The organism is Skermanella aerolata KACC 11604, assembly GCF_000936425.1.
Taxonomy (GTDB): domain Bacteria; phylum Pseudomonadota; class Alphaproteobacteria; order Azospirillales; family Azospirillaceae; genus Skermanella; species Skermanella aerolata.
On sequence record NZ_AVFK01000013.1, the window covers coordinates 158,060 to 179,445 of the forward strand.

At 64.0% G+C, this 21,386-nt stretch carries 22 protein-coding genes; 14 read left to right on the forward strand and 8 right to left on the reverse strand.

Going from position 1 to position 21,386, the window contains the following annotated elements:
• Positions 1-6 precede the first annotated feature (6 nt).
• The 4 genes from N826_RS17395 to N826_RS17410 form a co-directional block, all read right to left on the reverse strand.
• Complete coding sequence (locus N826_RS17395) at positions 7-1,290, reverse strand: TRAP transporter large permease (protein WP_044430850.1); 1,284 nt, start codon at positions 1,288-1,290, stop codon at positions 7-9.
• A complete protein-coding gene (locus tag N826_RS17400; RefSeq protein WP_052831496.1) occupies positions 1,287-1,823 on the reverse strand; it encodes a TRAP transporter small permease in 537 nt (178 codons plus the stop codon). The genes N826_RS17395 and N826_RS17400 overlap by 4 nt, the downstream gene beginning before the upstream one ends.
• 32 nt (positions 1,824-1,855) lie before the next feature.
• On the reverse strand, positions 1,856-2,833 hold the full coding sequence (locus N826_RS17405; RefSeq protein ID WP_044430853.1) for a C4-dicarboxylate TRAP transporter substrate-binding protein: 978 nt from the start codon (positions 2,831-2,833) through the stop codon (positions 1,856-1,858).
• A gap of 63 nt (positions 2,834-2,896) precedes the next feature.
• Positions 2,897-3,751, reverse strand: coding sequence for a phytanoyl-CoA dioxygenase family protein (locus N826_RS17410; protein WP_044430855.1), 855 nt, complete (start codon positions 3,749-3,751; stop codon positions 2,897-2,899).
• Positions 3,752-3,898: 147 nt separating this feature from the next.
• Here N826_RS17410 and N826_RS17415 point away from each other — a divergent pair, with 147 nt between their 5' ends.
• From N826_RS17415 to N826_RS17480, 14 genes are all read left to right on the forward strand, one after another.
• Entirely contained in the window at positions 3,899-4,690 is a 792-nt protein-coding gene (locus tag N826_RS17415; protein WP_044430857.1) for an IclR family transcriptional regulator, read from the forward strand.
• Positions 4,691-4,788: 98 nt separating this feature from the next.
• A complete protein-coding gene (locus N826_RS17420) occupies positions 4,789-5,046 on the forward strand; it encodes a hypothetical protein (RefSeq protein ID WP_044430858.1) in 258 nt (85 codons plus the stop codon).
• A gap of 41 nt (positions 5,047-5,087) precedes the next feature.
• Positions 5,088-5,684, forward strand: coding sequence for a dehydrogenase (locus N826_RS46295; protein WP_044430860.1), 597 nt, complete (start codon positions 5,088-5,090; stop codon positions 5,682-5,684).
• A gap of 21 nt (positions 5,685-5,705) precedes the next feature.
• The gene (locus N826_RS17430; RefSeq protein WP_486669393.1) at positions 5,706-8,288 is read left to right on the forward strand and encodes a molybdopterin-dependent oxidoreductase; all 2,583 of its coding nucleotides are present in this window, start codon (positions 5,706-5,708) and stop codon (positions 8,286-8,288) included.
• The gene (locus N826_RS17435; protein WP_044430861.1) at positions 8,288-9,196 is read left to right on the forward strand and encodes a 4Fe-4S dicluster domain-containing protein; all 909 of its coding nucleotides are present in this window, start codon (positions 8,288-8,290) and stop codon (positions 9,194-9,196) included. Before N826_RS17430 ends, N826_RS17435 begins: the two co-directional genes overlap by 1 nt.
• Positions 9,193-10,269 (forward strand): NrfD/PsrC family molybdoenzyme membrane anchor subunit, encoded by a 1,077-nt coding sequence (gene nrfD, locus N826_RS17440; RefSeq protein ID WP_052831500.1) that lies wholly within the window; start codon positions 9,193-9,195, stop codon positions 10,267-10,269. Before N826_RS17435 ends, nrfD begins: the two co-directional genes overlap by 4 nt.
• The gene (locus N826_RS44830) at positions 10,266-10,598 is read left to right on the forward strand and encodes a hypothetical protein (RefSeq protein ID WP_044430862.1); all 333 of its coding nucleotides are present in this window, start codon (positions 10,266-10,268) and stop codon (positions 10,596-10,598) included. The genes nrfD and N826_RS44830 overlap by 4 nt, the downstream gene beginning before the upstream one ends.
• A gap of 26 nt (positions 10,599-10,624) precedes the next feature.
• Entirely contained in the window at positions 10,625-11,668 is a 1,044-nt protein-coding gene (locus N826_RS17450) for a cytochrome c oxidase subunit II (protein WP_211099318.1), read from the forward strand.
• Entirely contained in the window at positions 11,665-14,193 is a 2,529-nt protein-coding gene (gene ctaD, locus N826_RS17455) for a cytochrome c oxidase subunit I (protein ID WP_044430864.1), read from the forward strand. Before N826_RS17450 ends, ctaD begins: the two co-directional genes overlap by 4 nt.
• Positions 14,194-14,203: 10 nt before the next feature.
• Positions 14,204-14,581 (forward strand): hypothetical protein, encoded by a 378-nt coding sequence (locus tag N826_RS17460; RefSeq protein ID WP_044430867.1) that lies wholly within the window; start codon positions 14,204-14,206, stop codon positions 14,579-14,581.
• On the forward strand, positions 14,578-15,225 hold the full coding sequence (locus N826_RS17465; RefSeq protein WP_044430869.1) for a cytochrome c oxidase assembly protein: 648 nt from the start codon (positions 14,578-14,580) through the stop codon (positions 15,223-15,225). The genes N826_RS17460 and N826_RS17465 overlap by 4 nt, the downstream gene beginning before the upstream one ends.
• Positions 15,226-16,500 (forward strand): c-type cytochrome, encoded by a 1,275-nt coding sequence (locus N826_RS17470; RefSeq protein WP_044430870.1) that lies wholly within the window; start codon positions 15,226-15,228, stop codon positions 16,498-16,500.
• Positions 16,501-16,605: 105 nt separating this feature from the next.
• Complete coding sequence (locus N826_RS41745) at positions 16,606-16,971, forward strand: ArsR/SmtB family transcription factor (RefSeq protein ID WP_084720846.1); 366 nt, start codon at positions 16,606-16,608, stop codon at positions 16,969-16,971.
• Positions 16,968-17,501, forward strand: coding sequence for an SRPBCC family protein (locus tag N826_RS17480; protein ID WP_044430872.1), 534 nt, complete (start codon positions 16,968-16,970; stop codon positions 17,499-17,501). Before N826_RS41745 ends, N826_RS17480 begins: the two co-directional genes overlap by 4 nt.
• A 79-nt stretch (positions 17,502-17,580) precedes the next feature.
• Here N826_RS17480 and N826_RS17485 read toward each other — a convergent pair whose 3' ends face one another.
• The 4 genes from N826_RS17485 to N826_RS17500 form a co-directional block, all read right to left on the reverse strand.
• Positions 17,581-18,453, reverse strand: a complete 873-nt coding sequence (locus N826_RS17485) for an SDR family oxidoreductase (RefSeq protein ID WP_044430873.1) — start codon at positions 18,451-18,453, stop codon at positions 17,581-17,583.
• Between the two features lie 176 nt (positions 18,454-18,629).
• Positions 18,630-19,883, reverse strand: coding sequence for a lactonase family protein (locus N826_RS17490; RefSeq protein ID WP_052831501.1), 1,254 nt, complete (start codon positions 19,881-19,883; stop codon positions 18,630-18,632).
• 327 nt (positions 19,884-20,210) lie between these two features.
• Positions 20,211-20,816, reverse strand: coding sequence for an exopolysaccharide biosynthesis protein (locus N826_RS17495; protein WP_044430875.1), 606 nt, complete (start codon positions 20,814-20,816; stop codon positions 20,211-20,213).
• A gap of 60 nt (positions 20,817-20,876) precedes the next feature.
• Positions 20,877-21,245, reverse strand: coding sequence for a hypothetical protein (locus N826_RS17500; protein WP_044430877.1), 369 nt, complete (start codon positions 21,243-21,245; stop codon positions 20,877-20,879).
• Positions 21,246-21,386: the final 141 nt, after the last annotated feature.

Here is a 21,386-nt window from a genome sequence, read left to right on the forward strand (position 1 = left end):
TCTTCGTCATTCCATCAGCGCGTCGGGCAGGAACAGGACGAGTTGCGGGAAGAAGCTGATCAGCATCAGCACGGCAATCAGAGCCAGGATCAGGGGCAGCCCCTCCACCGTGAAGCGCTGAAGCCGCACGTTGAGGATCGAGCAGGTCGTGTACATGAGGGTTCCGACCGGGGGCGTGACGCCGCCGATCGTCAGGTTGACCACCATCACCAGACCGAAATGCACCGGATCGATCCCGACCTTGGTGATTACCGGAACCAGGATGGGCGCCAGCAGGATGAGGGCGGCCGTCCCCTCGATCAGCATGCCGACCCCGATCAGCATCACGTTGATCAGAAGAAGCAGCAGGTACGGGTTCTGAGTGAGTTCGACCAGCCCGGCAGCCACGGTGAACGGGATGCGTTCCCATGCCATGTAGAAACCGAAGGCAGACGCCGAGCAGATGATCAGCATGACCGTGCTGGTCGCCAGCACCGTCTCCGTCAGGACGGACGGCAGGTCCGAGAGCTTGAGTTCCCGGTGGACCGCGAAGCCGATCAGCGCTGCATAAAGCACGGTCATCGCCCCGGCTTCGGTCGGTGTGAAGATGCCGTAGCGGATGCCGATCAGGATGAAAAGCGGGATGGTCAGCGCCCAGATCGCGTTGGTGAAGGCGGACCACAGTTCCGCCCTGGACACGAAACGCGGGCGGCTCGGCTGGTATCCCCGGCGGCGCGAGATCACGGCGGTCACGATCATCAGCGCGCCGCACAGCATCATTCCTGGGACGACGCCGCCGATGAACAGGCGGCCGATCGAAACATCTGCCAGAAAGCCGTAGATGATGAGGCCGATGCCCGGCGGGATGATCGGCGTGATCACCGCAGCACAGGCGGTCAGCGCCGCGACGAAGCCCGGCGCATAGCCGCGCCGGATCATCTCGGGCCCCAGCATCTTCGCCTGCATCGCCGCATCGGCATTGGCGGACGCCGACAGGCCGCCCATCATGGTCGCCAGGATGATGTTGGCCTGCGCCAGACCGCCGATCCAGTGGCCGACCAGGGCGTCGGCCAGCACCATCAGGCGCCGGGTGATCCCGGCATGGTTCATGATGGAGCCGGCCAGGATGAAGAACGGCACGGCCAGCAGCGGAAAGGACTCCGTGGCGCCGACCAGACGCTGGACGAAGATGTTGATCGGCAAGCCGCCGGCGAACAGGAAGAAGCTAAGCGCCGCCATGGCGATCGCGAAGGCGACCGGCACGTTGAGCGCCAGCATCCCGAACATGATGGAAACTGGGAGCAGGTTCATGGCGCATCCTCCGGCCGATCGAAGCGCGGACCCAACCCCAATCCCCGCTGGACGATCCGAACAGCCATCAGGGCGAAGCCGACGGGCACGGCGGCATAGACGATGGAGGAGGGCAGGCGGAGCACCGAGGTCGGGTTGTCCCAGTTCGTGACGGTGAAGGTAGCGCCCAGCCAGACCATGTAGACGCAGAACGCCGCGACCAGCAGTTCGACGGCAAGGTCCAGCACGCGCCGGGCCTTCGCGGGAAGCAGCGCCACCAGCATGTCGATGGAAACGTGCAGTCCCCGCTTGAAGCCCGCCGCCGCTCCGAGGAACACCACCCAGGCGAATGCGATGGCGGCGACTTCTCCCGACCAGACGGCTGGCTGCTGCGTGACGTAACGGCTCAGTACGCCCCAGCAGACGGAGCCGATGACCACGAGCAGGGCGGCACTGGCGACGGTTTCTTCGAGGTTGGCGAGCGCGCGGGTGAGCCATCCGGCTTCCCCGCGCCCGGCGAGACGGGCTTTGCCCGTGTCGGCCAGTTCGACCATGGCATTCTCCCCAGGTCCTTGGCGTATCGGCGTCAGTTGTCGAGGATCGTCTGGACCTGCTTGTGAAGGCCCGGCGTCCATTTCGGGAAGGCCGAGTAGACGCTTTCGGTCTGCTTGGCGAAGGCGGCGAGGTCGACGTCGTCGACAACGGTAACGCCGGCTTCCTTGAACTTGGCGATGTAGTCCTGCTCACGGTCCAGGGTGAGCTTGGTCATATACTCGCCGGCCTTCTCGCCTTCCTCCAGAAGCACCTGCTGAATGTTCTTGGGCAGCATCTGGAAATACTGCTCGCTCATGGCGAAGGTGATCCATGAGATGAAATGCTGGTCGAGCGACAGCACCTTACGGGTCTCGTGCAGCTTGGAGCCGTAGAGCGAAGCCAAGGGAGCCTCGACTGCCGAGACGACGTTCTGCTGGAGTGCGGTATAGACTTCGGACCAGTTGACCGTGGTCGGGCGGGCGCCCATGGCCTTGAACGTCTCGATCCACATCTGGTTGGGCGGGACGCGGATGGTGACGCCCTGCATGTCGGCCGGCGAACGTACCGGCTTATCCGACAGGATATGGCGCGGCCCGAACAGGTTGTTGAAGGAAACGACACGGAAACCGGCCTTCTGAAGCTTCTTGTCGAGGTCCTTGTACCAGTCGCTTTTCAGGATCTTCTTGAAATCGTCGGCCTGTTTCAAAAGATAGGGGCCGTTCAGCACGCCCACGTCTGGCACGAAATCCGACAGGTAGCCGGGATCGGTGATGTTCATGACAGGAGCGCCCTGCCGCATCATCTCGTTGACGTCCTTGCCGGAGCCGAGCTGCTCGCTGGGGAAGACGCTGATGGCGACCTCCCCCTTGGTGCGCTCGCCGACGTTCTTGGCGAAGTATTCCGCCGCAAGGTGGGCCGGTTCGGTGCTAGACAGCGAGTGTGCGAACTTGATCACGTAGCTCTGCGCCATGGCCGGAGCCGTGCCGGCGCAGAAAGCCGCCAGCAGGCCCGCGAAGAGTATCCGCTTCATTGTTTCCCCCTGATCCCGTTGTTTTGTTTTTGGATTTTGGCTTCTAGTTTTTGGCGGGGCCGTTCAGCCGCGTGTGGTCGGCTGAGCGTAAGGCTTCACCTTTTCGGCGCCGGCGTAGAGGATCTGTTCCGTCCGCTCCAGCATGGCCGTATGGAAGGCCACGGCACGCGGGTCGAAATCGGTCTCCGGCACCGGCTCGGCATCGAAGTTGCCGAACTCGTCCTCGCCCCAGACCAGCGTAGCGCTGTCGCGGACGCCGGCGGTCTGCCGGATATAGGTGGGGATGTAGCGGATCGCGAAGCCGATGCGCGGCTGCTCGGAACGGTTCGGTTCCGATCCGTGGATCAGGCGGACATGGTGGATCGACATCTCGCCCGGCTTGAGGACGACGTCGACCGCCTCCCGCTCGTCGACCTCGACAGCGACCTCCTGGCCGCGCGACAGCAGGTTGGTTTCCGCGAAGGTATCCTTGTGGGGAAGCTGGTCCTTGTGATGGCTACATGGTACGACCCGCATGCAGCCGCTTTCCACCGTGCTCGGCGTGAAGGCGACCCACGCGGTCACGATATCGGGCGCCGACAAGCCCCAATAGGTCGAATCCTGATGCCAGGAGATGAAGGCGGGGTCCTTGGGCTGCTTCCAGAAGAAGCCGGAGCCCCAGCACAGGATGTTCGGACCGAGAGCCGCCGATACCGGCCCCAGGATCCGGGGATCGCGGATCAGCCGGTTCAGCCATGGCAGCAGGATATGCGGTTTCTGGTTGGTGGCGCGGGACAGCTTTCCGCCTTCCTGCCGGGCGAGATCTTCCAGCCTGGTACGGTAGCCCGATATCTCCTCCTCGCTGAAGACGGGGATGGGGAAAAGAATTCCATCGTTTTTAAGACGGGCGATGCTATCGCTCGACAGAGCCTGGGTCATGTCGTTTCCTCCTGGCTTGATCTTGGTGGCCACTGGGTCATTGGGGGTGACCTCATGCGGCCTGTTGTCGCAGCCTTGGTTATAAGGTTTTCATATTTGGCAACGACCACGCAAGGGTAAAATTACAGTAGGCGGGTGTAGGCTATAATGAGTGAAATTCAGACAACGGCGGAGCGGGCGTCAGGCTACAGCGCCCCGGCGCTGGAAAAAGGATTGGACATCCTCGAGCTTCTGGCGGGCGAAGAGGAACCCCTGTCGCAAAGCCAGATCGCGTCCAGACTGGACCGGTCGATCAGCGAGATTTTCCGGATGCTCGCGGCACTGGAACGGCGGGGCTACGTCCGGCGGTGCGGCATCGACGCTGGGTACGTCCTGACCCTGAAGCTGTTCGAGCTTTCGATCCGGCACCCGACCATGGACCGCATCCTGTCGGCTGCCAGGCAGGAGATGCGGGCGCTGTCCGAGCAGACCGGCCAGTCCTGCCATCTATCCGTCCTGGACGGCGACGCCATTCTGGTGATCGCAAGGGCCGAGGCTCCGACCAGCCGGACCTTTTCGGTCAAAACAGGTGCCGGATTTTCGCTGACGGCGACGGCTTCGGGCCGGGTGCTGCTCGCTTTCCTGCCAGCGGCCGAGAAGACCGGTTACATGTCGCGACATGTGGACGGGCCGGAAGACGCGCCGCCCGATGGAGGGTTGGAAATCCGCCTGGATGCCATCGCGGCACAGGGATACGAGGAGAACGTCAGCGACGCCGTTCAGGGCGTGGTAGACCTGTCATGCCCCGTTCTGGGGTACTCCGGCACAGCACTGGCCGCATTGACGGTCCCCTTCCTGCACATGAAAGGAAACAAGGTCGGTCAGGCCGAAGCCCTCGCCATGCTGCGCGCCTGTGCGGACCGTATATCGGTCCGGCTGGGCGGCATTCCCCGACGTTGAAAATCCACTGCGGAACAATCCCCGGCAAGCGTCGTTACCGGCGTGCAGGTTTCGGAAAAAACAAGCGCCGAGCGGCGGAAAGCCGGGGTCGAGAATTTATGAAGCAAGATCTAAAGACGATGACCGGCACCATCACGATCGTCCAGGAAGGGCGCTTCAAGATGGAGCCGGAAGACGGGCAGCCGATGCTGTTCGTGCTGTCCCACTCCGCCCCGATCGAGCCGCAGGATCTGCCGGAGCTTCAGCGCTCCCAAGCGCAGGTGACCGTCCGTTACGAGGATTCCGCGACCCTGATCGCCGGCGTCGTCCACGATATCGGGTGGGCCGACGAACCCAGCCACAGGCAAGCCATCTAAGTTCAAGCCGGTTAAAGTTTAAGCCAGTAAAGGGCAAGACGATGAAGCGTATCCGCAGCCGCTCCCTTTCAGACCGCATCGGAAGCTTCGTCCGCGATTGGTCGGTTCCGCGCCAGATCGCCGGACAGTCTTCCGCCACGAAGGCGGCGGAGAGCAGCCTGTCACGGGGGCTGCGGCCCCGGCTGGAAGAGGCGGATACCGTCGGCACCAACATCTGCCCCTACTGCGCCGTCGGCTGCTCCCAGCTTATGTATGCCAAGAACGGCCGCGTCATCCATGTGGAAGGCGATCCGCGCAGCCCGATCAACCAAGGGACGCTCTGTCCCAAGGGAGCGGCAACCCTGGGGCTGATGACGATGCCGGATCGGCTGGACAAGGTCCTATACCGGGCGCCGCATTCCGACCAGTGGGAGGAAAAACCGATGGATTGGGCGATGGACCGCATCGCTCACCTCACCAAGCGGACGCGCGACGAGACCTTCGTCCACAAACTACCCGACGGTACCATCGTCAACCATACCCTTGGCGTCGGTTCGCTGGGCGGCGCCACCCTCGACAACGAAGAGAACTACCTGATCAAGAAGTTGTTCTCGGGCGGCCTGGGGATGGTCTGGATTGAGAACCAGGCCCGCGTCTGACACAGTTCGTCGGTGCCCAGTTTGGGTGCCACCTATGGCAGGGGAGCGGCGACGCTCGCCCAGTGGGATCTTGCCAATTCCGACTTCATCCTGGTGATGGGGTCGAACATGGCCGAGAACCATCCGATCGCCTTCCGCTTCGTCATGCATGCGAAGGAGAAGGGCGCCACTGTCGTCCATGCCGATCCGCGCTTCACGCGGACATCGGCCCTGGCCGATATTCATGCTCCGCTCCGCGCCGGGACGGACATCGCGTTCCTGGGCGGCATCATCCGGTACATCCTTGAGAACGACCTGTGGTTCAAGGAATACGCGATGGAATACACCAACATCGCGACCATCATCTCGCCGGACTACCAAGGACCGGACGAACTGGACGGCGTGTTTTCCGGCTGGGACGAGGACAGCAAGAGCTACGTCTTGGACAGTTGGCAGTACGAAGGCATGAAGGTGCCGTCGTCGCTGGCCGAACATCATGCGACCACGACAGAGTCCTTCGACGAAACCTCGAAGAGCACCAGCGAGGGTCCGCCGCCGCAAGACCGCACGCTCCAGCACCCGAACTGTGTCTACCAGATCATGAAGCGGCACTACGCCCGCTACACGCCCGAGATGGTCGAGCGAGTGACGGGATGCCGCGCGGACACCTTCCTGAAGGTCTGCGAGGCGATGACCCGTAACTCCGGACGGGACCGGACCGGGGCGATCTGCTACGCGGTCGGCTGGACGCACCACAGCACCGGCGTCCAGATGATACGGGGCGCCGGGATCATCCAGGCGCTACTGGGCAATGTTGGGCGGCCGGGTGGCGGCGTGCTGGCGCTGCGGGGCCATACCAGCATCCAGGGCAGCACCGACATCCCCACGCTCTACGACATGCTGCCGGGCTACCTTCAGCAGCCCCATGCCTATCGCAAGCACAAGGACTTCGACCAGTATCTGGAGACCGAGCAGACACCGACCGGCTGGTGGCACAACTTCCCCAAATACGCGGTCAGCCTGCTGAAGGCTTGGTACGGCGACCATGCGGCTAAATCCAACGGCTTCGGCTACGAATGGCTGCCCAAGATCGTCGGCGACCACAGCCAGTTGCCGATGACTATGGCGATGCGCGACGGCGTGATCAGGGGGATGTTCTTCCTGGGCCAGAACCCGGCAATCGGCGGCAGCAACTCCAAGTTGGTTCAGGCCGGACTGGCGAAACTGGACTGGATGGTGGTGCGCGACTGCGCCGATACCGAGACCGCCTCCTTCTGGAAGGACGGGCATCTGGTCCGCGACGGCGACATGAGGCCGGAGGACATCGGGACCGAGGTGTTCCTGATGCCGGGGTCGCTGGCGGGCGAGAAGGACGGCACGTTCACCAATACCCATCGGCTCCTCCAGTGGCACGACAAGGTCGTGGACGGACCGGGTGAAAGCCAGTCGGAACTGTGGTTCATCTACCATCTCGGCCTGCGTCTGAAGGATCTGTACGCAGGCAGCGAGAAGGAGCGGGACAAGCCGATGCTGAACCTGACCTGGACCTATCCGGAGATGGGTCCGGACCGCGACCCCTCGGCGGAAGCGGTGCTTAAGGAAATCAACGGATATACCTGGGCGGACCGCAAGCAGCTTACCGGCATCAGCGACATCAAGGACGACGGCTCCACCGCTTGCGGCTGCTGGATCTATAGTGGCGTCTTCCCGCAGGACGACCACAACCAGTCACGCTCGCGCCGCGCCGATGGGCCAGAGGGACCGGGAACCCATCTGGGCTGGGGCTTCGCCTGGCCGGAAAACCGCCGGACCCTGTGTAACCGTGCCTCGGCGGATCCGGAAGGCAAACCCTGGTCGGAGAAGAAGCGGCTGATCTGGTGGGACGAGGAAAACGAGTCGTGGACCGGCCATGACTCGGTCGACTTCCCCAAGGACAAGGCGCCCGGCTTCGATCCTGACTGGAGCAGCCATCCGACCGGCATGGACGCTTTGGACGGACGCAGCCCCTATATCATGATCGCAGACGGCAAGGCGGCGCTGTTCGCTCCGTCCGGCATGAAGGACGGACCGCTGCCGGCCCACTACGAGCCTCTGGAAAGCCCTGTCCACAACGCCGTCTATCCCAGGCAGTCCAACCCTGTCGCAAAACGCTGGGAGGAACCTGACAACCAGCTGGCGAAGCCGGGCGATCCGCGCTTTCCTTATGCCTTCACGACATACCGGCTGACTGAGCACCATTCCGGCGGCACTCCGACCCGGTCGGTCCCGGTCACGGCGGAGTTGCAGCCGGAAGGCTTCGCCGAGATTCCGACCGAACTGGCACGGGAACTCGGTATCGGAAACACGGACTGGATCGTGATCTCGACGCTGCGCGGCGAGATCGAGACGCGAGCGCTCGTGACCGACCGGATGCAGCCGTTCCGTCTGGCGGAGGGCAGGGTGGTCCATCAGGTCGGCATGCCCTGGCATTTCGGCTGGAAGGGCTATGCAACCGGCGACGTCGCCAATGTCCTGACTTCGGTCGTCGGCGATCCGAATACCAGCATGCATGAGAACAAGGCGCTGGTCTGCAACGTTAGACCAGGGCGCCTGACGCGGGGCGCTCCAACCCGAGGAGACGGCTGATGGGCGTCCATCCGCGCGCGCTTGATTATGCCGAGTCATTTCCGAACCATGTCATCCCAGACGAGTCGGAACTGACCTGCGGCACGAAGATCGAACCCGGCAAGAGCTACGGCTTCTTCACCGATACGACGCTGTGCATCGGCTGCAAGGCCTGCGAGGTCGCCTGCAAGGAATGGAACGGCCTGCCGGCCGATCACCTGGGTCTTACCGGCAACAGCTACGACAACACGGGCGATCTCGGTGCCAATACGTGGCGGCACGTCGCCTTCGTCGAGAAGATCGGCAGCGGCGGCGACCGCGCGCAGGAGATGAAGCCGTTCCAGAGCAACTGGCTGATGATGAGCGACGTGTGCAAGCACTGCGCGAACGCTCCCTGCCTGGAGGCCTGTCCGACCGGCTCGATCTTCCGGACCGAGTTCGACACCGTCGTCGTCCAGCAGGACATCTGCAACGGCTGCGGCTACTGCGTGCCGGCCTGTCCGTTCGGCGTGGTCGAACTGAGCCTGGAGGACGGCAAGGCGCATAAATGCACCCTCTGCTATGACCGGCTGAAGGGCGGGCTGGAGCCGGCCTGCGCCAAGGCCTGTCCGACCGACAGCATACAGTTCGGCGAGATCAACGAGCTGTTCGAACGGGCAGGAAAGCGGGTCGAGGACCTGCACGAGAAGGGTGCAACCGACGCTTACCTCTACGGCGCACCGGATACGCCGGGAGCGACCGGCGGCCTGAAGCACCTGAACGCCTTCTTCCTGCTGACCGACCGGCCGGAGGTCTACAACCTCCCGGTGGCGCCGACGCGGGCAAGCGACCGGGTCAGGCCCAGCTTCCTCACCGGCTTGGCAGCGATGGCCGGGCTGACCCTTGCGGCGGCAGCCCTGATGTCGTCGGGTCGGGAGCGGGGACGATGAAGCAGGAACAGGCCCGGCAGCCGGTCGAACGACGGGTCGAGCAAACGGCTATACCGCACCCCGCCGTCGAGGAATGGAACGGCGAGACCTATTACGGCCAAGCCTCGGTCAAGCCCAGCCCGTTCGACTGGAGGGTCGCGGCCTATGTCTATGTCGCGGGGCTGGCAGGGTCGGCGCAGATCATCGCGACCCTGGCCGACCGGCTGGGCGACGAGCGGGACGAGACGACCATACGGAACGGCCGGTTCCTGGCCGTGGCCGGAGTAGCGATCGGCGCGCCGCTGCTGATCATGGACCTGAAGACCCCCAGCCGCTTCTACAACATGCTGCGGATCTACCGGACCAGTTCGCCCATGTCGTTCGGGTCGTACATCCTGGGGGCGTTCGGCGCCGCGAGCGGGTTGACCGCCGTGGCGCACCTGATCGGAGAGCGGCGGGCCGACGGCGGACGCTCTCCCATGCGCCGCGCGGCCGACATGACGCAGGTTCCGGCCGCCTTCCTGGGTGCCGGCATGAGCACCTACACCGCCGCACTCCTGAGCGCCACCAGCACGCCCCTCTGGGCATCGGCGCCACAGGCGATGGCGGCGCAGTTCGGAACCTCGTCCATGGCGACGGCGGCGGCGGCGCTGTCGCTCGGTGAACAGATCGCCGGTAATGCGGACAACAGCCGGCGCCTGGACGGCCTTGCCGCCGTGGCGGCGGCGGGCGAACTGATCGCGACGGCGTTCGCCGAGAAGCGCCACCGGGAGACCGGAGTAGGCGCCACCCTGCGCGACGGCCCCATCGGCATGAGCTACAAGACCGGTGCGCTGGCCCTGGGACTTGGCGTCCCGCTGGTTTGCCATTCGATCAACGCGCTGTCGAAGCGGCCCAGCCGCGGACTTTCGATCCTGGGATCGCTGGCTCTGCTGGCCGGCGGGATGGTCATGCGGCAGGCGATCTTCCAGGCAGGCAATAAGTCGGCCGAACGGCCCGATGATTACTTCCGCTTGACCCAGCGTATACCCGAGGGGGCAAAGCCGCGCCGCCGCGTCGACCGTGCCGTCGATGCGCGGGGGCGACTGCCATGATCGACAGGCAGGGTTGCGACAAGGCGCTGGAAACGCTGGACCGCGTGCTGGACGAAAAGCCCGAGCAGTACCACGAGGAAGTCGTGGAAGTCTTGAGATGCCTGGTCTCGATCCGGAACCATCTGATCGCCCGCCGCCGGTCCGAACCGTCCGGCGATCTGGACGAGCGGCTCGATCATGCCAACGTCGTGATCAGCGTGATGACCTCGGGCAGTTTTCCTGTCGTAGGGCTCAACCACGAACGCCTCAAGCAGGCCCGCGACCTCATGGCCAGCATCCTGGATACCCTCCAGCCCGACGCGAAGGCGAACCAGCCTTCGTCCCCCTGACCTCCCCCGGAAGAGCTTGGCCGATCTTGCTGCACGACCCGACAGACCCCCATCCACCGCCGGAACCGACCCGCAGCCGTGCCGGAGCCGCTAAAGCCGTAGCGGCCGCCCTTCCCGTGCTTGCGTCCTGCTCCGGTCCGCAGTCGACGTTCACGGCCGCCGGAAGTGAATCCGAAAGCATCCTCCACCTGTTCTATGTGATGCTGGCGGGCGCTTCGGTCATCTGGCTCTTCGTCATCGGCCTCAGCCTTTATGCGGTGCGCTCGACCCCCGCCCGCGACAGTGCCCGCATAGGGGTCCGGCTGATCGTCTGGGGCGGCTGCGTCTTCCCGACCGTCGTGCTGGCGCTCTTGTTGTACTGGGGCCTGGAGAAGATGCCGGGGTATCGCCGGCCGGCGGACGGTCCAAGGATCGCGGTATCCGGCGAGCGCTTCTGGTGGCGTGTCGCCTACGACGTCGAGGGCGAACCGGGCATCGTCAAGAGCCTGCCCACCGGCGGCGTCGAAAGCGCCAACGAAATCTGGATACCGGTTGGCCGCCGGACCGAGATCCTGCTTGGCAGCCCCGACGTGATCCACTCCTTCTGGGTTCCGGCATTGGCCGGCAAGACCGACATGATACCGGGCCGGGTCAACCGGATCGTCCTGGAACCGCTGGTCGCGGGTGTCTACAACGGCGTCTGCGCCGAGTTCTGCGGCGATGCCCATGCCCAGATGGGTCTCCGCGTCGTCGCCGTCCCGGAAGCCGAGTATGCGGCTCATGTCGCGGCAATGGCCGAGCCCGCCGCCGTCGTGTCGGGCAGAGGGGTCGATGCCTTCCTCGGCAACGGGTGCGCCGCCTGCCACACCGTCCGCGGAACGCCGGCTGCGGGCTCCGTCGGACCGGATCTCACCCACGTGGCGTCCCGGCTTACCCTCGGCGCCGGCCTGCTGGAAAACAACAGGGAGAACCTGACCGCCTTCATCCGCGCCACCGACCATGTGAAACCGGGTGTGCAGATGCCGGCCTTCGGCATGCTCCCCGATGACGATATCGCGGTCATCGCGAACTGGCTGGGAGAACTGCGATGAGCGCCACTCATGACGGTCGCGATGCCGAGGAGCTTCGCAAAGGCCAGGAAGAACGGCTGAACAAGGTCTGGGAAACGCCGAAGGGCTGGCGCTACTGGTCGGTGGTCAACAACACGGAAGTCGGCATCTGGTACACCGCGACATCCTTCGCCTTCATGCTTTTTGCCGGTGTGCTGGGACTGCTGGCCCGCGTTCAGCTCGCCGTTCCCGAGAACGACTTCCTGACGGCAAGCTTCTACAATCAGGTCTATACGCTGCACGGAACGGTGATGATGTTCCTGTTCGCGGTGCCGATCTTCGAGGCGGTGGCCATCGTCATCCTGCCCCAGATGCTCGGAGCCCGCGATCTGCCGTTCCCTCGGCTGTCGGCCTTCGGCTACTGGTGCTTCCTGATCGGCGGCGTCTTCGTCTCGGGCTCGATCTTCTTCGGTGCGGCACCGGAGGGCGGCTGGTTCATGTATCCGCCGCTGACGACGCAGGAACGGTTCACGCCGGGCTACGGTCCAGACATCTGGCTGCTCGGCCTGTCGTTCATCGAAGTCGCCTCCATCGCCGCCGCCGTCGAACTGATCGTCGGAACCCTGAAATGTCGCCCGCCCGGCATGCGGCTCAACCTGATGCCGCTTTACGCCTGGTACGTGCTCGTCGTCGCCGGCATGATCCTGTTCGCGTTCCCGCCGTTGATTGCGGGCGACATCCTGTTCGAACTCGAAAGGCTGTTCAACTGGCCGTTCTTCGATCCGGAACGCGGCGGCGACCCGATGCTGTGGCAGCACCTTTTCTGGATCTTCGGTCATCCGGAAGTGTACATCGTGTTCCTTCCAGCTATCGCTCTGGTAGCAATGATCATACCGACCTTCGCACAGCGGCCCCTGATCGGCTATTCCTGGATCGTGCTGGCGGCGGTCGGCACCGGCTTCCTGTCCTTCGGCCTGTGGGTCCACCACATGTACGCGACCGGCTTGCCGTCGATCTCCTTGGGTTTCTTCTCGGCCGCTTCCGAAGCGGTGGCGATCCCGACAGGCGTCCAGGTCTTCGTCTTCATCGCGACCCTGCTGGCCGGCCGGGTCGTCAACTCCGTGCCGATGCTGTTCGTCAGCGGAGCGCTCGCCGTGTTCGTCATCGGCGGGCTGACCGGCGTCATGGTGGCGCTGGCGCCGTTCGACTGGCAGGCGCACGACACCTATTTCATCGTCGCTCACCTGCACTACGTCCTGATCGGAGGCATGCTCTTCCCGGTGGTCGCCGGCGTCTACTATTATTGGCCGCTGGTCGGCTCGCGACGGCTGTCGGACCGGCTGGGCAAGATCGCCTTCTGGTTGATGCTGATCGGCTTCAACGTCGCCTTCTTCCCGATGCACCTGTCGGGGCTGATGGGAATGCCGAGGCGCGTCTGGACCTATCCGACGGGCCTGGGACTGGATCTTCCCAACCTGATATCGACGGTCGGAGCCTTCATCTTCGCCGCGGGTATCCTGATCATCGTCTTCGACATCCTTCGGCCGAAGGGGAACCAGCCCTACGCCGAGCGCAATACTTGGAATGCCGGAACGCTCGAATGGCTTTCCGAGGTCCCCGGCAAGTCTTGGGGCGTGCGCTGCGTCCCCATCATCAAGACGCGCTATCCGCTGTGGGAGCAGCCAGGCTTCATGGAGGACTACGACAAGGGACGCTTCTATCTGGCCGACGCCGAGGAACTCCAGCGCGAGACGATGGTGACAAGCGTGCTCGACGGCGAGCCGGTGCAGTGTCTTCGCGTACCCGGCCCTACCTTCATGACGATGATCGCCGCGATCCTGCTGGGCGCCGTCTTCATCTTCGCGACCTTCCACTGGTGGGAAGCGACACTTGTCGCCATGGTCCTGACGACGATCTCGATCCTGGTCTGGCTGTGGCGCGGCACGTCGCTGATCCCGGAAAAAGCGGAGAAGGACGTCGGCCTCGGCCTCAGCCTGCCCCTTTACAAGTCCGGCCCGCAATCGGTCGGCTGGTGGGCCATGTTCATCACCATGGTCGGCGACGGGACGGCCTTCCTGTCCCTCGTCTTCGGCTATTTCTTCTTCTTCACGATCCACGAGGACTTTCCGCCGACCGGAGCGCCGACCCCGGGCTTGCTGTGGCCGCTGGTCTCGCTGGCCCTGACGGCCGGAGCCTGGGCGGCCGCCTGGGCGGCGTTGAAGACGAACAAGGCGGGGAATGTCGCCGTGGCGCGGGTCCTGATGGCAGGCGGTACCGGTCTGGCATTGGCAGGCGGAGCGGCTCTCGTCTGGGCGCCGTACGGAGCCGGCCTCGACCCCGTCAGCCACGTCTATCCGGCCACGGTCTGGGTGCTCGTCATCTGGACGGTGGCCCATGCCGCCGTCGGCGCCCTGATGCTGGCTTATTGTCTGGCGCGCTCCTTCGCCGGCAGACTGACCCCGGTCTACGACATCGACATCGAGAATGTCGCCCTCTACTGGCACTTCATGGCAGCGACAGGTCTGATCACGGTCGCCGCCATCGGCCTGTCTCCACTTGCGGCTTGAGGAGGCTGATTTGGCATTCTCCCGGCATACCGAAGACAACCTCTGGACATTGATCGCGGCTCCGACAGTCTGGGCCTTCCATTTCCTTCTCAGCTACGTCGTCGCCGCCGTCGAATGCGCTCCGAACAGCGACATCTTCGAGCCGATCGGCGGAACGCGGCTCCTGGTGGCCGGCATTACGGTAATTGCCCTAGTAGCCATAGGCTTCGTCCTGTGGCGGTCCATCCGGGAGTGGCGCTATCACGGCGGCGGCTACCGCCACAACGAGGACACCGACCTCGACCGTGAGAGGTTCCTGGAGTTCTCGACAGTGCTTCTGGCGGCACTCTCCTTCGTCGGCGTGATATTCGTCGCGATGCCTGCACTTACCATCTGGGATTGCCGATGACGGACACCACAGCCCCATTCGCCGTCAACCAGGCACATCTCTGGCCGCTCGCCGCCGGGCTGGCCCTGCTAGGATTCCTGTGGTTCGGCCCTCTCCCCGAAATGGCACGAGGGTCGTTCTCGGCACACATGGTGATGCATATGGGAGTCGTCGCAGTCGTGTCGCCGCTGCTCGCCCTCGGCATCTCACGGGCGCTTCCGGCACAAGTCGCGGCCCTGCCGCCCGCCTTGGCGATCGCGGCGTCGCTGTTCGAGTTCGCGGCCGTCTGGACATGGCACGCCCCGGCGCTGCATGACGCCGCCCGGATGCAAACCGGTCTCTTCGTCATGGAACAGGCATCGTTCCTTGCGGCAGGAGTCCTAGTCTGGACCACGGCGGTCGGAGCCAAGGCCGCCGGCGTCTGCGCGCTCCTGATCACGTCGATGCACATGGTTCTGCTCGGCGCGCTCCTGCTCCTGGCTCCCCGGGCGCTCTACGCCTGTGCCGCGGTCTGTTCGTCGGCAGCCTCTCTGACGCCGCTGGGTGACCAGCAGCTCGGCGGAGCGCTCATGCTCGTCATCGGAGGATCGGCCTATCTTGCCGGTGGACTGGCGCTACTCTCGACCGTCCTGCGGGACCGGGCGCCGATAGGGGAGGCCGGCTAGATGCGGATCGCTTTTACCCTGACCTGGAAGAAAGTCCTTGCCGCAGGTTTCGGCGCCGTCGTCCTAGCGCTTGCGGTCAGCTTCTCCGGCCTCGTCTCCATCGCCGCTTCTACTGGGCATTACAGCATCGTCGGCTGGTTCCTGCACTGGACGATGCAGAACTCCGTCGATCGCCAGTCCATGCTGATATCCGTTCCGGAAGGCGTCGATCTCGCGGACCCTGCACTAGTCCAGCGCACTGCGGGGCATTTCGCGACCGGCTGCGCGTCCTGCCATGGAGCGCCGGGCGTGCCGCAGTCGCCGGTCGTCCTGTCGATGACGCCGCATCCGCCCCGTCTGGAGAAAAACGTCGGAGAGTGGAAGGATCGGGAGCTCTTCTGGATCGTCAAGCATGGGATCAAATATTCCGGCATGCCCGCCTGGGTCACCCAGGACCGCGACGACGAAGTATGGGCACAGGTCGCTTTCCTGCGCGCTCTTCCCGACATGACCGCCGAACGTTATACCGAATTGGCGCTGGGCGGAACTCCCGCCGGCTCGCCGGCCGAACCCGGCGGCGAAGCAGCGGCGGCCTCCACCGGCGTGTTCGAGACGGCGCTTGCGGACTGCTCGCGCTGCCATGGCCGCGATGGCCTCGGCCGTGGCTCGGGCGATGCGGCCGAGGCGTTCCCGGTCATCGCCGCGCAGCCCAAGGCCTATCTTCTGGCGACTCTGAAGGCATTTTCCACTGGTGCACGCCAGTCCGGCCTGATGCAGCCGCCCGCCAGACGCTATGACGACGCGACCTTGGCGGCCCTTGCGGACTGGTACGCCTCCCAGCCCAGGACCAACCGCTCCGAACCCGCTCTACGCATGAGCGAGACGGCAGGGGGCGACGGTATCCCAAGGCAAATCCTTCCTCACGGCTCCCGCAGCGAAAGCGCTATCGTCGCGTCCGCCGCTGCCGGCAATCTGCCCCCGGACCGGGCAGCGCTGCTCGACCTTGGCCGCATGATCGCGCAGGAAGGAATCGCAGCGCGAAAGATCCCCGCCTGCGAAAGCTGCCATGGTCTCGAGGGGCGGTCGAAGAACGACCACTATCCCTATATCAACGGCCAGCCCGAATGGTACGCGAAGACCCATCTCGAACTCTGGAAGGAGGAAGAGCGCGGCGGAACGCACTTCTCCCACCTGATGTCTAAGATAGCGATCCACCTGACGGACGAGCAGATCGAAGCCGTCTCCGCATGGTATGCGGAGCAGGGCAGGGACCCGGCAAAACCAGACGCGCCGTAACGATCCAAGCCTGACCGGAGCGCCATCAGCGGCGCTTCCGGCGGTTTGCGAAATCATTCAACCAACTAGTTGACTGTTCTCAAAATCCAGCGTATATTCAACCACATGGTTGAATTAAATCCGCATCCCCTGGATACAGTTTTTCATGCACTCGGCGATGCGACCCGCCGCCACATGCTCCGCCAACTCGCGGGCGGAGAGCGGACGGTCGGGCAACTCGCGGAACCCTTCGCGATTTCGCTCGCCGCTGCCTCCAAGCACATCAAGGTACTGGAAAGCGCCGGACTGATCCGGCGCGAGGTTCGTGGCCGCACCCATCTGTGCCGCCTGGATCCTGGACCGCTCGCGAGCGCGCACGAGTGGCTGAACTTCTACGAACGCTTCTGGGCCAACCGCTTGGATGCCCTTGAACGCCTCCTCCGCGAGGAGGACGCCCGCAAGCCCCCCGCCCCCAAAGGAGACGACCAATGACCGAGCTAGCGACACTGGACGCTTATGGCGAGCTGATAGAGCCCGCTACCTTGAAGATTCAGCGGCTTCTGCCCGGCTCCGTCGATCGATGCTGGGCTTACCTGACCGAAAGCGAGCTGCGCCGCCAGTGGCTGGCAGCCGGCGAAATGGAGATGAAGGTCGATGCGCCCTTCGAATTCGTCTGGCGCAACGACGAACTCAGCGACCCACCCGGCGAGCGGCCGGCCGGCTTCCCCGAAGAACACCGGTTGCAGAGCCGGATCATCGAACTCGACCCACCGCGCAAGCTCGCCATTGCCTGGGGAACCACCGGCGGCGTTTCCTTCGAGCTGGAGCCCCAAGGCGATCAGGTTCTTCTCACGGTAATCCATCGCCGTCTGCCCGATCGCGAGACCTTGCTGAACGTCAGCGCAGGCTGGCACGCCCATCTCGACACGCTGGCCTCGCGGGCGAGGGGAGAGCAGGCGACTTCGTTCTGGGACAGATGGACCCGGCTCAAGGCGGAATACGGCCGGCGTCTGCCCGCCTGAGCTGGAAAAGGAACAAGGCTCCGCCCATTTGGAGGCGGAGCCTTGTCAACTCCCTACACAGCGTCGAAGCCGGTAGACCTCAAAGCATCGGCCGTCCGCCGGTCACCGGAATGATCGCGCCGGTGATGTAGCTCGATTCAGGCGATGCAAGCATTACGTAAGCCGCCGCCAGTTCGGCAGGCTGCCCGGCACGTCCAAGCGGGGTGTTCTCGCCGAAGCTCTCGACCTTCTCGTTCGGCATGGTCGACGGGATCAAAGGCGTCCAGATCGGCCCGGGCGCCACGGCGTTGACCCGGATGCCTTTTTCCGCGACCAGCCCGGCCAGCCCAGCGGTGAAGTTCGCAATGGCGCCCTTGGTGGTGGCATAGGCCAGCAGGTTGGGGGAGGGGTTCTTCGCGTTGATCGACGTGGTGTTAATGATGGAGCTGCCGGGCTTCATCAGCGGGATGGCGGCCTTGCACAGATAGAACTGACTGTAGATATTGGTGCGGAACGTGACGTCCCACTCCTCGGAACTAATGTCCTCGATGCTCTCGAAGGTCGCCTGATGGGCGGCATTGTTGACGAGGATGTCCAGCTTGCCGAAGCGGTCGATCGCCTCCTGGATGAGTTCCTTGCAGTGGGATTCCTCCTTGATGTCACCGGACACGACCACGGCCTTGCGTCCGGCTTGCTCGACCCAGCGGGCCGTTTCGCGGGCATCGTCGTGTTCGTTGTAGTAGGATATCAGGACGTCGGCACCCTCGCGTGCGAACGCGATGGCCACGGCGCGGCCGATGCCGGAATCTGCACCGGTGATGATGGCGGCGCGTCCCTCCAGCCTGCCGCTGCCCTTGTAGCTTTCCTCGCCGTGGTCGGGAGTGGGCGTCATTTCGGCGGTCGAACCCGGCATGTCCTGCTGCTGCTTCGGCTGCGGCGGCTGGGGGGCGTCGTTCTTCGAGTCGGTTACCATATCGATCTCCAGTGCGGGTTCTCGTCGCCAGCGATAAGGCGTTCGGGACCGTTGGCGTCGTCCCGATCGGCGGGAAACCTCCGGGAGACGACGCTGAACGGCCCGCACGCTGGCCTGTGTGTCGCAACAGGTCCCGCAAGAGTCGGTTCCGTGAGATCGGACCGTCGTCCGCGCTCTCAGGTCCTCGTCGAGAAGACGATCGCCACGGGTGTCACCGAGCGCGTCACACGGCCGGTCGGAACGAGCTTCCCCGTAGCCTGATCGACCCGGAACTGGACGATGGTGTCTCCCTTCTGGTTGGCGGCATAGAGCCATGCGCCGCTCGGATCGATCGCGAAGTTCCGCGGAAAGTCGATGCCCGAGGTGGTATGGCCGATCGGCGACAGCATGCCGTTTGCCGGATCGATCCGGAACCCGGCAATGCTGTTGTGCCCCCGGTTGGAGGCATAGAGGAATTTGCCAGAAGGATGGATCGCGATTTCAGCGGTACTCTGGGGACCGGCATACCCCGCCGGCTCCGTCGACACGGTCTGTAACTGCCCTCCCAACTGGCCCGAGGACTGATCGTATTCAAGCGCGGTGACCGTCGCATTCAATTCGTTGACGACATAGAGGATACGGCCGTTGTCGTGGAACACGACATGGCGCGGCCCGGCACCGGGCGCCATCGACGCTTCGCTGACCAGTTGCAGGTTGCCGCCGTCTAGCCGGAGGATCTGGACCTTGTCGACGCCGAGGTCGGCCGTGGCGATGAACCGCTTGCCCTTGTCGAAGACGACGACATGCGGATGCGGGCCTTCCTGCCGTTCCGCGTTCGGTCCGCTGCCCTTGTTGGCGAAGCTGCCGGCAACGGTTCCCAGCCGGCCATCCGGCGTGATCGGCAGGGTCACGAAGTTGCCGCCCATATAGTTGGCGACGATCAGATACTTGCCCGTCGGATCGACGGTCAGATGTCCGGGAATAGTGCCCATGACCGGTTGCCGGTTGAGCAGCGACAGAATCCCGGTTTCCGGGTTGATCGAGTACGCCTCCGCCGATCCCGTCTTTTGGCCTTGGTAGTCATCGATTTCGTTGATGACGTAGAGAAAGCGCTGGGTCGGATCGAGCGCCACGAACGACGGATTGGCGCTTGGAACCTGCTGGATCAGCATGAACTCGCCCGACCGGGGATCGACGCGGAACACCGACAGCCCGACCGGATTGTCGTTCCCGCCGCCCGGCGGATCCTTGGTATAGGATCCCACATACGCGAAGCGCGCGGGGGTTTCCGCAAGCGCGGTTCCTGGAACGCCGATACCGGACAAGGCAAGCATCACGCCGGCGGTGCCAAGCGCGCCTGCCGCCAGGAACTGGCGGCGGTCGATCGAAGTTTCGGGCCGAGTTTCCGATCCACCCCGGCGACGCAATTCAAACGGATCATCGTCTGACATCTATAATCCTCCCCCTGTGGCGACAGCATGAAAAACCGCTCCGCTCATTGTTGCTCCAGCAACTATAGACTGCCCAGTACAGCGACGCCGAGGGGGAAAATTCGGGCATGATGTATCTCTTATTCAGTTCCAATCCCACAGCCGAGAGATTGCCGAAGTAATTTTCCATAAGATAGATTATGCGTTTCTTTGACCGGTCGGGGGCACACTCCCCAGCTCTCCGCCCCACCCTTCCTAAAGTGGCTTGCAGGAAGCACAGTTGCACTCACCTTGAACGAGCGAAAGCAGCGTGGCGGTTCGGACGACAGCGCATCTGGATCTTGCATCTCATAACGCAAGGCCGATCGCACCGAACAGACCAAAGATCAGGGCGAACAGCAGCACGGCCGCAAGGACCCCGAGACCATGGCCGACCAGCACGCAAACACCGTCCCGTCCCAGCAGCCCCAGTGCCAGAACCACGATCGCGGCTCCGGGAAAGGCGTTTCCGAACGGTACCGGAAACGCCAGTATCACTCCCTGAGCGATGATCATGAGACCCGCTGCCGTCGCTCCCGCTCCGGTGCTGAAACGTACCATTCGCGGGCGCATGCGCTTCTCGGTCCGGCGCAGAAGCGGAATGGTCCGCCGGAGCACCGCATCGAGAAATGCCCGCGGCAGCCGCCGCGTCGCGATGAAGGAAGGAAGAACGACATCGCCGCCGTGGATCATCATTCGGGCGACGATCAGCGCCACGGCACTGCCAAGAACAAGACCGACCGGCAATCCGGGGGAGGGTACGAGCGCCAGCAGTCCGAAAAACAGGACCGTGACCATCGTGGCACCGCTGCCGAAATGCGCCATGGCTTGGCCCACGGTCGGCCCGTCGACCCCCGCCAGCCGGCGGATGCCGATCAGTTGGCGGGCCAACGATCCCGTGATCAAGCTGCTCATCCCGAACTCCCCCGTAAAGCATCGTGCTCCGTCATCGCCCCTAGGCCTTGCCGGAACCGTTCAGGCTGCTTCGGCCCGCTTCCGGGATGCGTCGGCAAAGGCATCTTCGGCGGCCGTCTCGTGCAGCGGCGGCAACCAGGCCAGGGACGGCAGGGACTGGCTGCTCCAAGTCACCATGGCGTGATTGCGAACGAGGCGGTGGACATCCTCGATCAGCCACGCGCGCCTGCACCCGATCAGGTCGAGCTGGCGATCCGACAACTGCTCGAGTGCCGCATGGATCTTCCAGACGTCGCGGTCGAAGCGCCAGTCACAGTAACGCTCCACCGCCGCCTCCTTCAGCCTTAGCCACCAGGCGCCGGCACGTCGCACCGGGTTCGCCGGAGTGGACTGGGAATGCTCCGGCTGGAAATCAAAGATCGACACCATGGCAAGCTCCTTTGGTTCCTGTCAGAAGTTGCCAACAAACGCCGGATCCCACTCTTTCATTCATGGACAAGCAAAAAAAATCGCGGATGCGCTCGCTGGCAAGCAGTCTGCCGCTCTTTGTCGAGAATCGATGACAGGTCG

Coding starts and splice junctions, on each gene's coding strand:
- N826_RS41745 (WP_084720846.1), top strand. CDS start 16,606: ATGGTTGAATTAAATCCGCATCCCCTGGATACAGTTTTTCATGCACTC.
- N826_RS17420 (WP_044430858.1), top strand. CDS start 4,789: ATGAAGCAAGATCTAAAGACGATGACCGGCACCATCACGATCGTCCAG.
- N826_RS44830 (WP_044430862.1), top strand. CDS start 10,266: ATGATCGACAGGCAGGGTTGCGACAAGGCGCTGGAAACGCTGGACCGC.
- N826_RS17500 (WP_044430877.1), bottom strand. CDS start 21,245: ATGGTGTCGATCTTTGATTTCCAGCCGGAGCATTCCCAGTCCACTCCG.
- ctaD (WP_044430864.1), top strand. CDS start 11,665: ATGAGCGCCACTCATGACGGTCGCGATGCCGAGGAGCTTCGCAAAGGC.
- nrfD (WP_052831500.1), top strand. CDS start 9,193: ATGAAGCAGGAACAGGCCCGGCAGCCGGTCGAACGACGGGTCGAGCAA.
- N826_RS17495 (WP_044430875.1), bottom strand. CDS start 20,816: ATGAGCAGCTTGATCACGGGATCGTTGGCCCGCCAACTGATCGGCATC.
- N826_RS17435 (WP_044430861.1), top strand. CDS start 8,288: ATGGGCGTCCATCCGCGCGCGCTTGATTATGCCGAGTCATTTCCGAAC.
- N826_RS17485 (WP_044430873.1), bottom strand. CDS start 18,453: ATGGTAACCGACTCGAAGAACGACGCCCCCCAGCCGCCGCAGCCGAAG.
- N826_RS17490 (WP_052831501.1), bottom strand. CDS start 19,883: ATGTCAGACGATGATCCGTTTGAATTGCGTCGCCGGGGTGGATCGGAA.
- N826_RS17415 (WP_044430857.1), top strand. CDS start 3,899: ATGAGTGAAATTCAGACAACGGCGGAGCGGGCGTCAGGCTACAGCGCC.
- N826_RS17410 (WP_044430855.1), bottom strand. CDS start 3,751: ATGACCCAGGCTCTGTCGAGCGATAGCATCGCCCGTCTTAAAAACGAT.
- N826_RS17395 (WP_044430850.1), bottom strand. CDS start 1,290: ATGAACCTGCTCCCAGTTTCCATCATGTTCGGGATGCTGGCGCTCAAC.
- N826_RS17465 (WP_044430869.1), top strand. CDS start 14,578: ATGACGGACACCACAGCCCCATTCGCCGTCAACCAGGCACATCTCTGG.
- N826_RS46295 (WP_044430860.1), top strand. CDS start 5,088: ATGAAGCGTATCCGCAGCCGCTCCCTTTCAGACCGCATCGGAAGCTTC.
- N826_RS17400 (WP_052831496.1), bottom strand. CDS start 1,823: ATGGTCGAACTGGCCGACACGGGCAAAGCCCGTCTCGCCGGGCGCGGG.
- N826_RS17405 (WP_044430853.1), bottom strand. CDS start 2,833: ATGAAGCGGATACTCTTCGCGGGCCTGCTGGCGGCTTTCTGCGCCGGC.
- N826_RS17470 (WP_044430870.1), top strand. CDS start 15,226: ATGCGGATCGCTTTTACCCTGACCTGGAAGAAAGTCCTTGCCGCAGGT.
- N826_RS17480 (WP_044430872.1), top strand. CDS start 16,968: ATGACCGAGCTAGCGACACTGGACGCTTATGGCGAGCTGATAGAGCCC.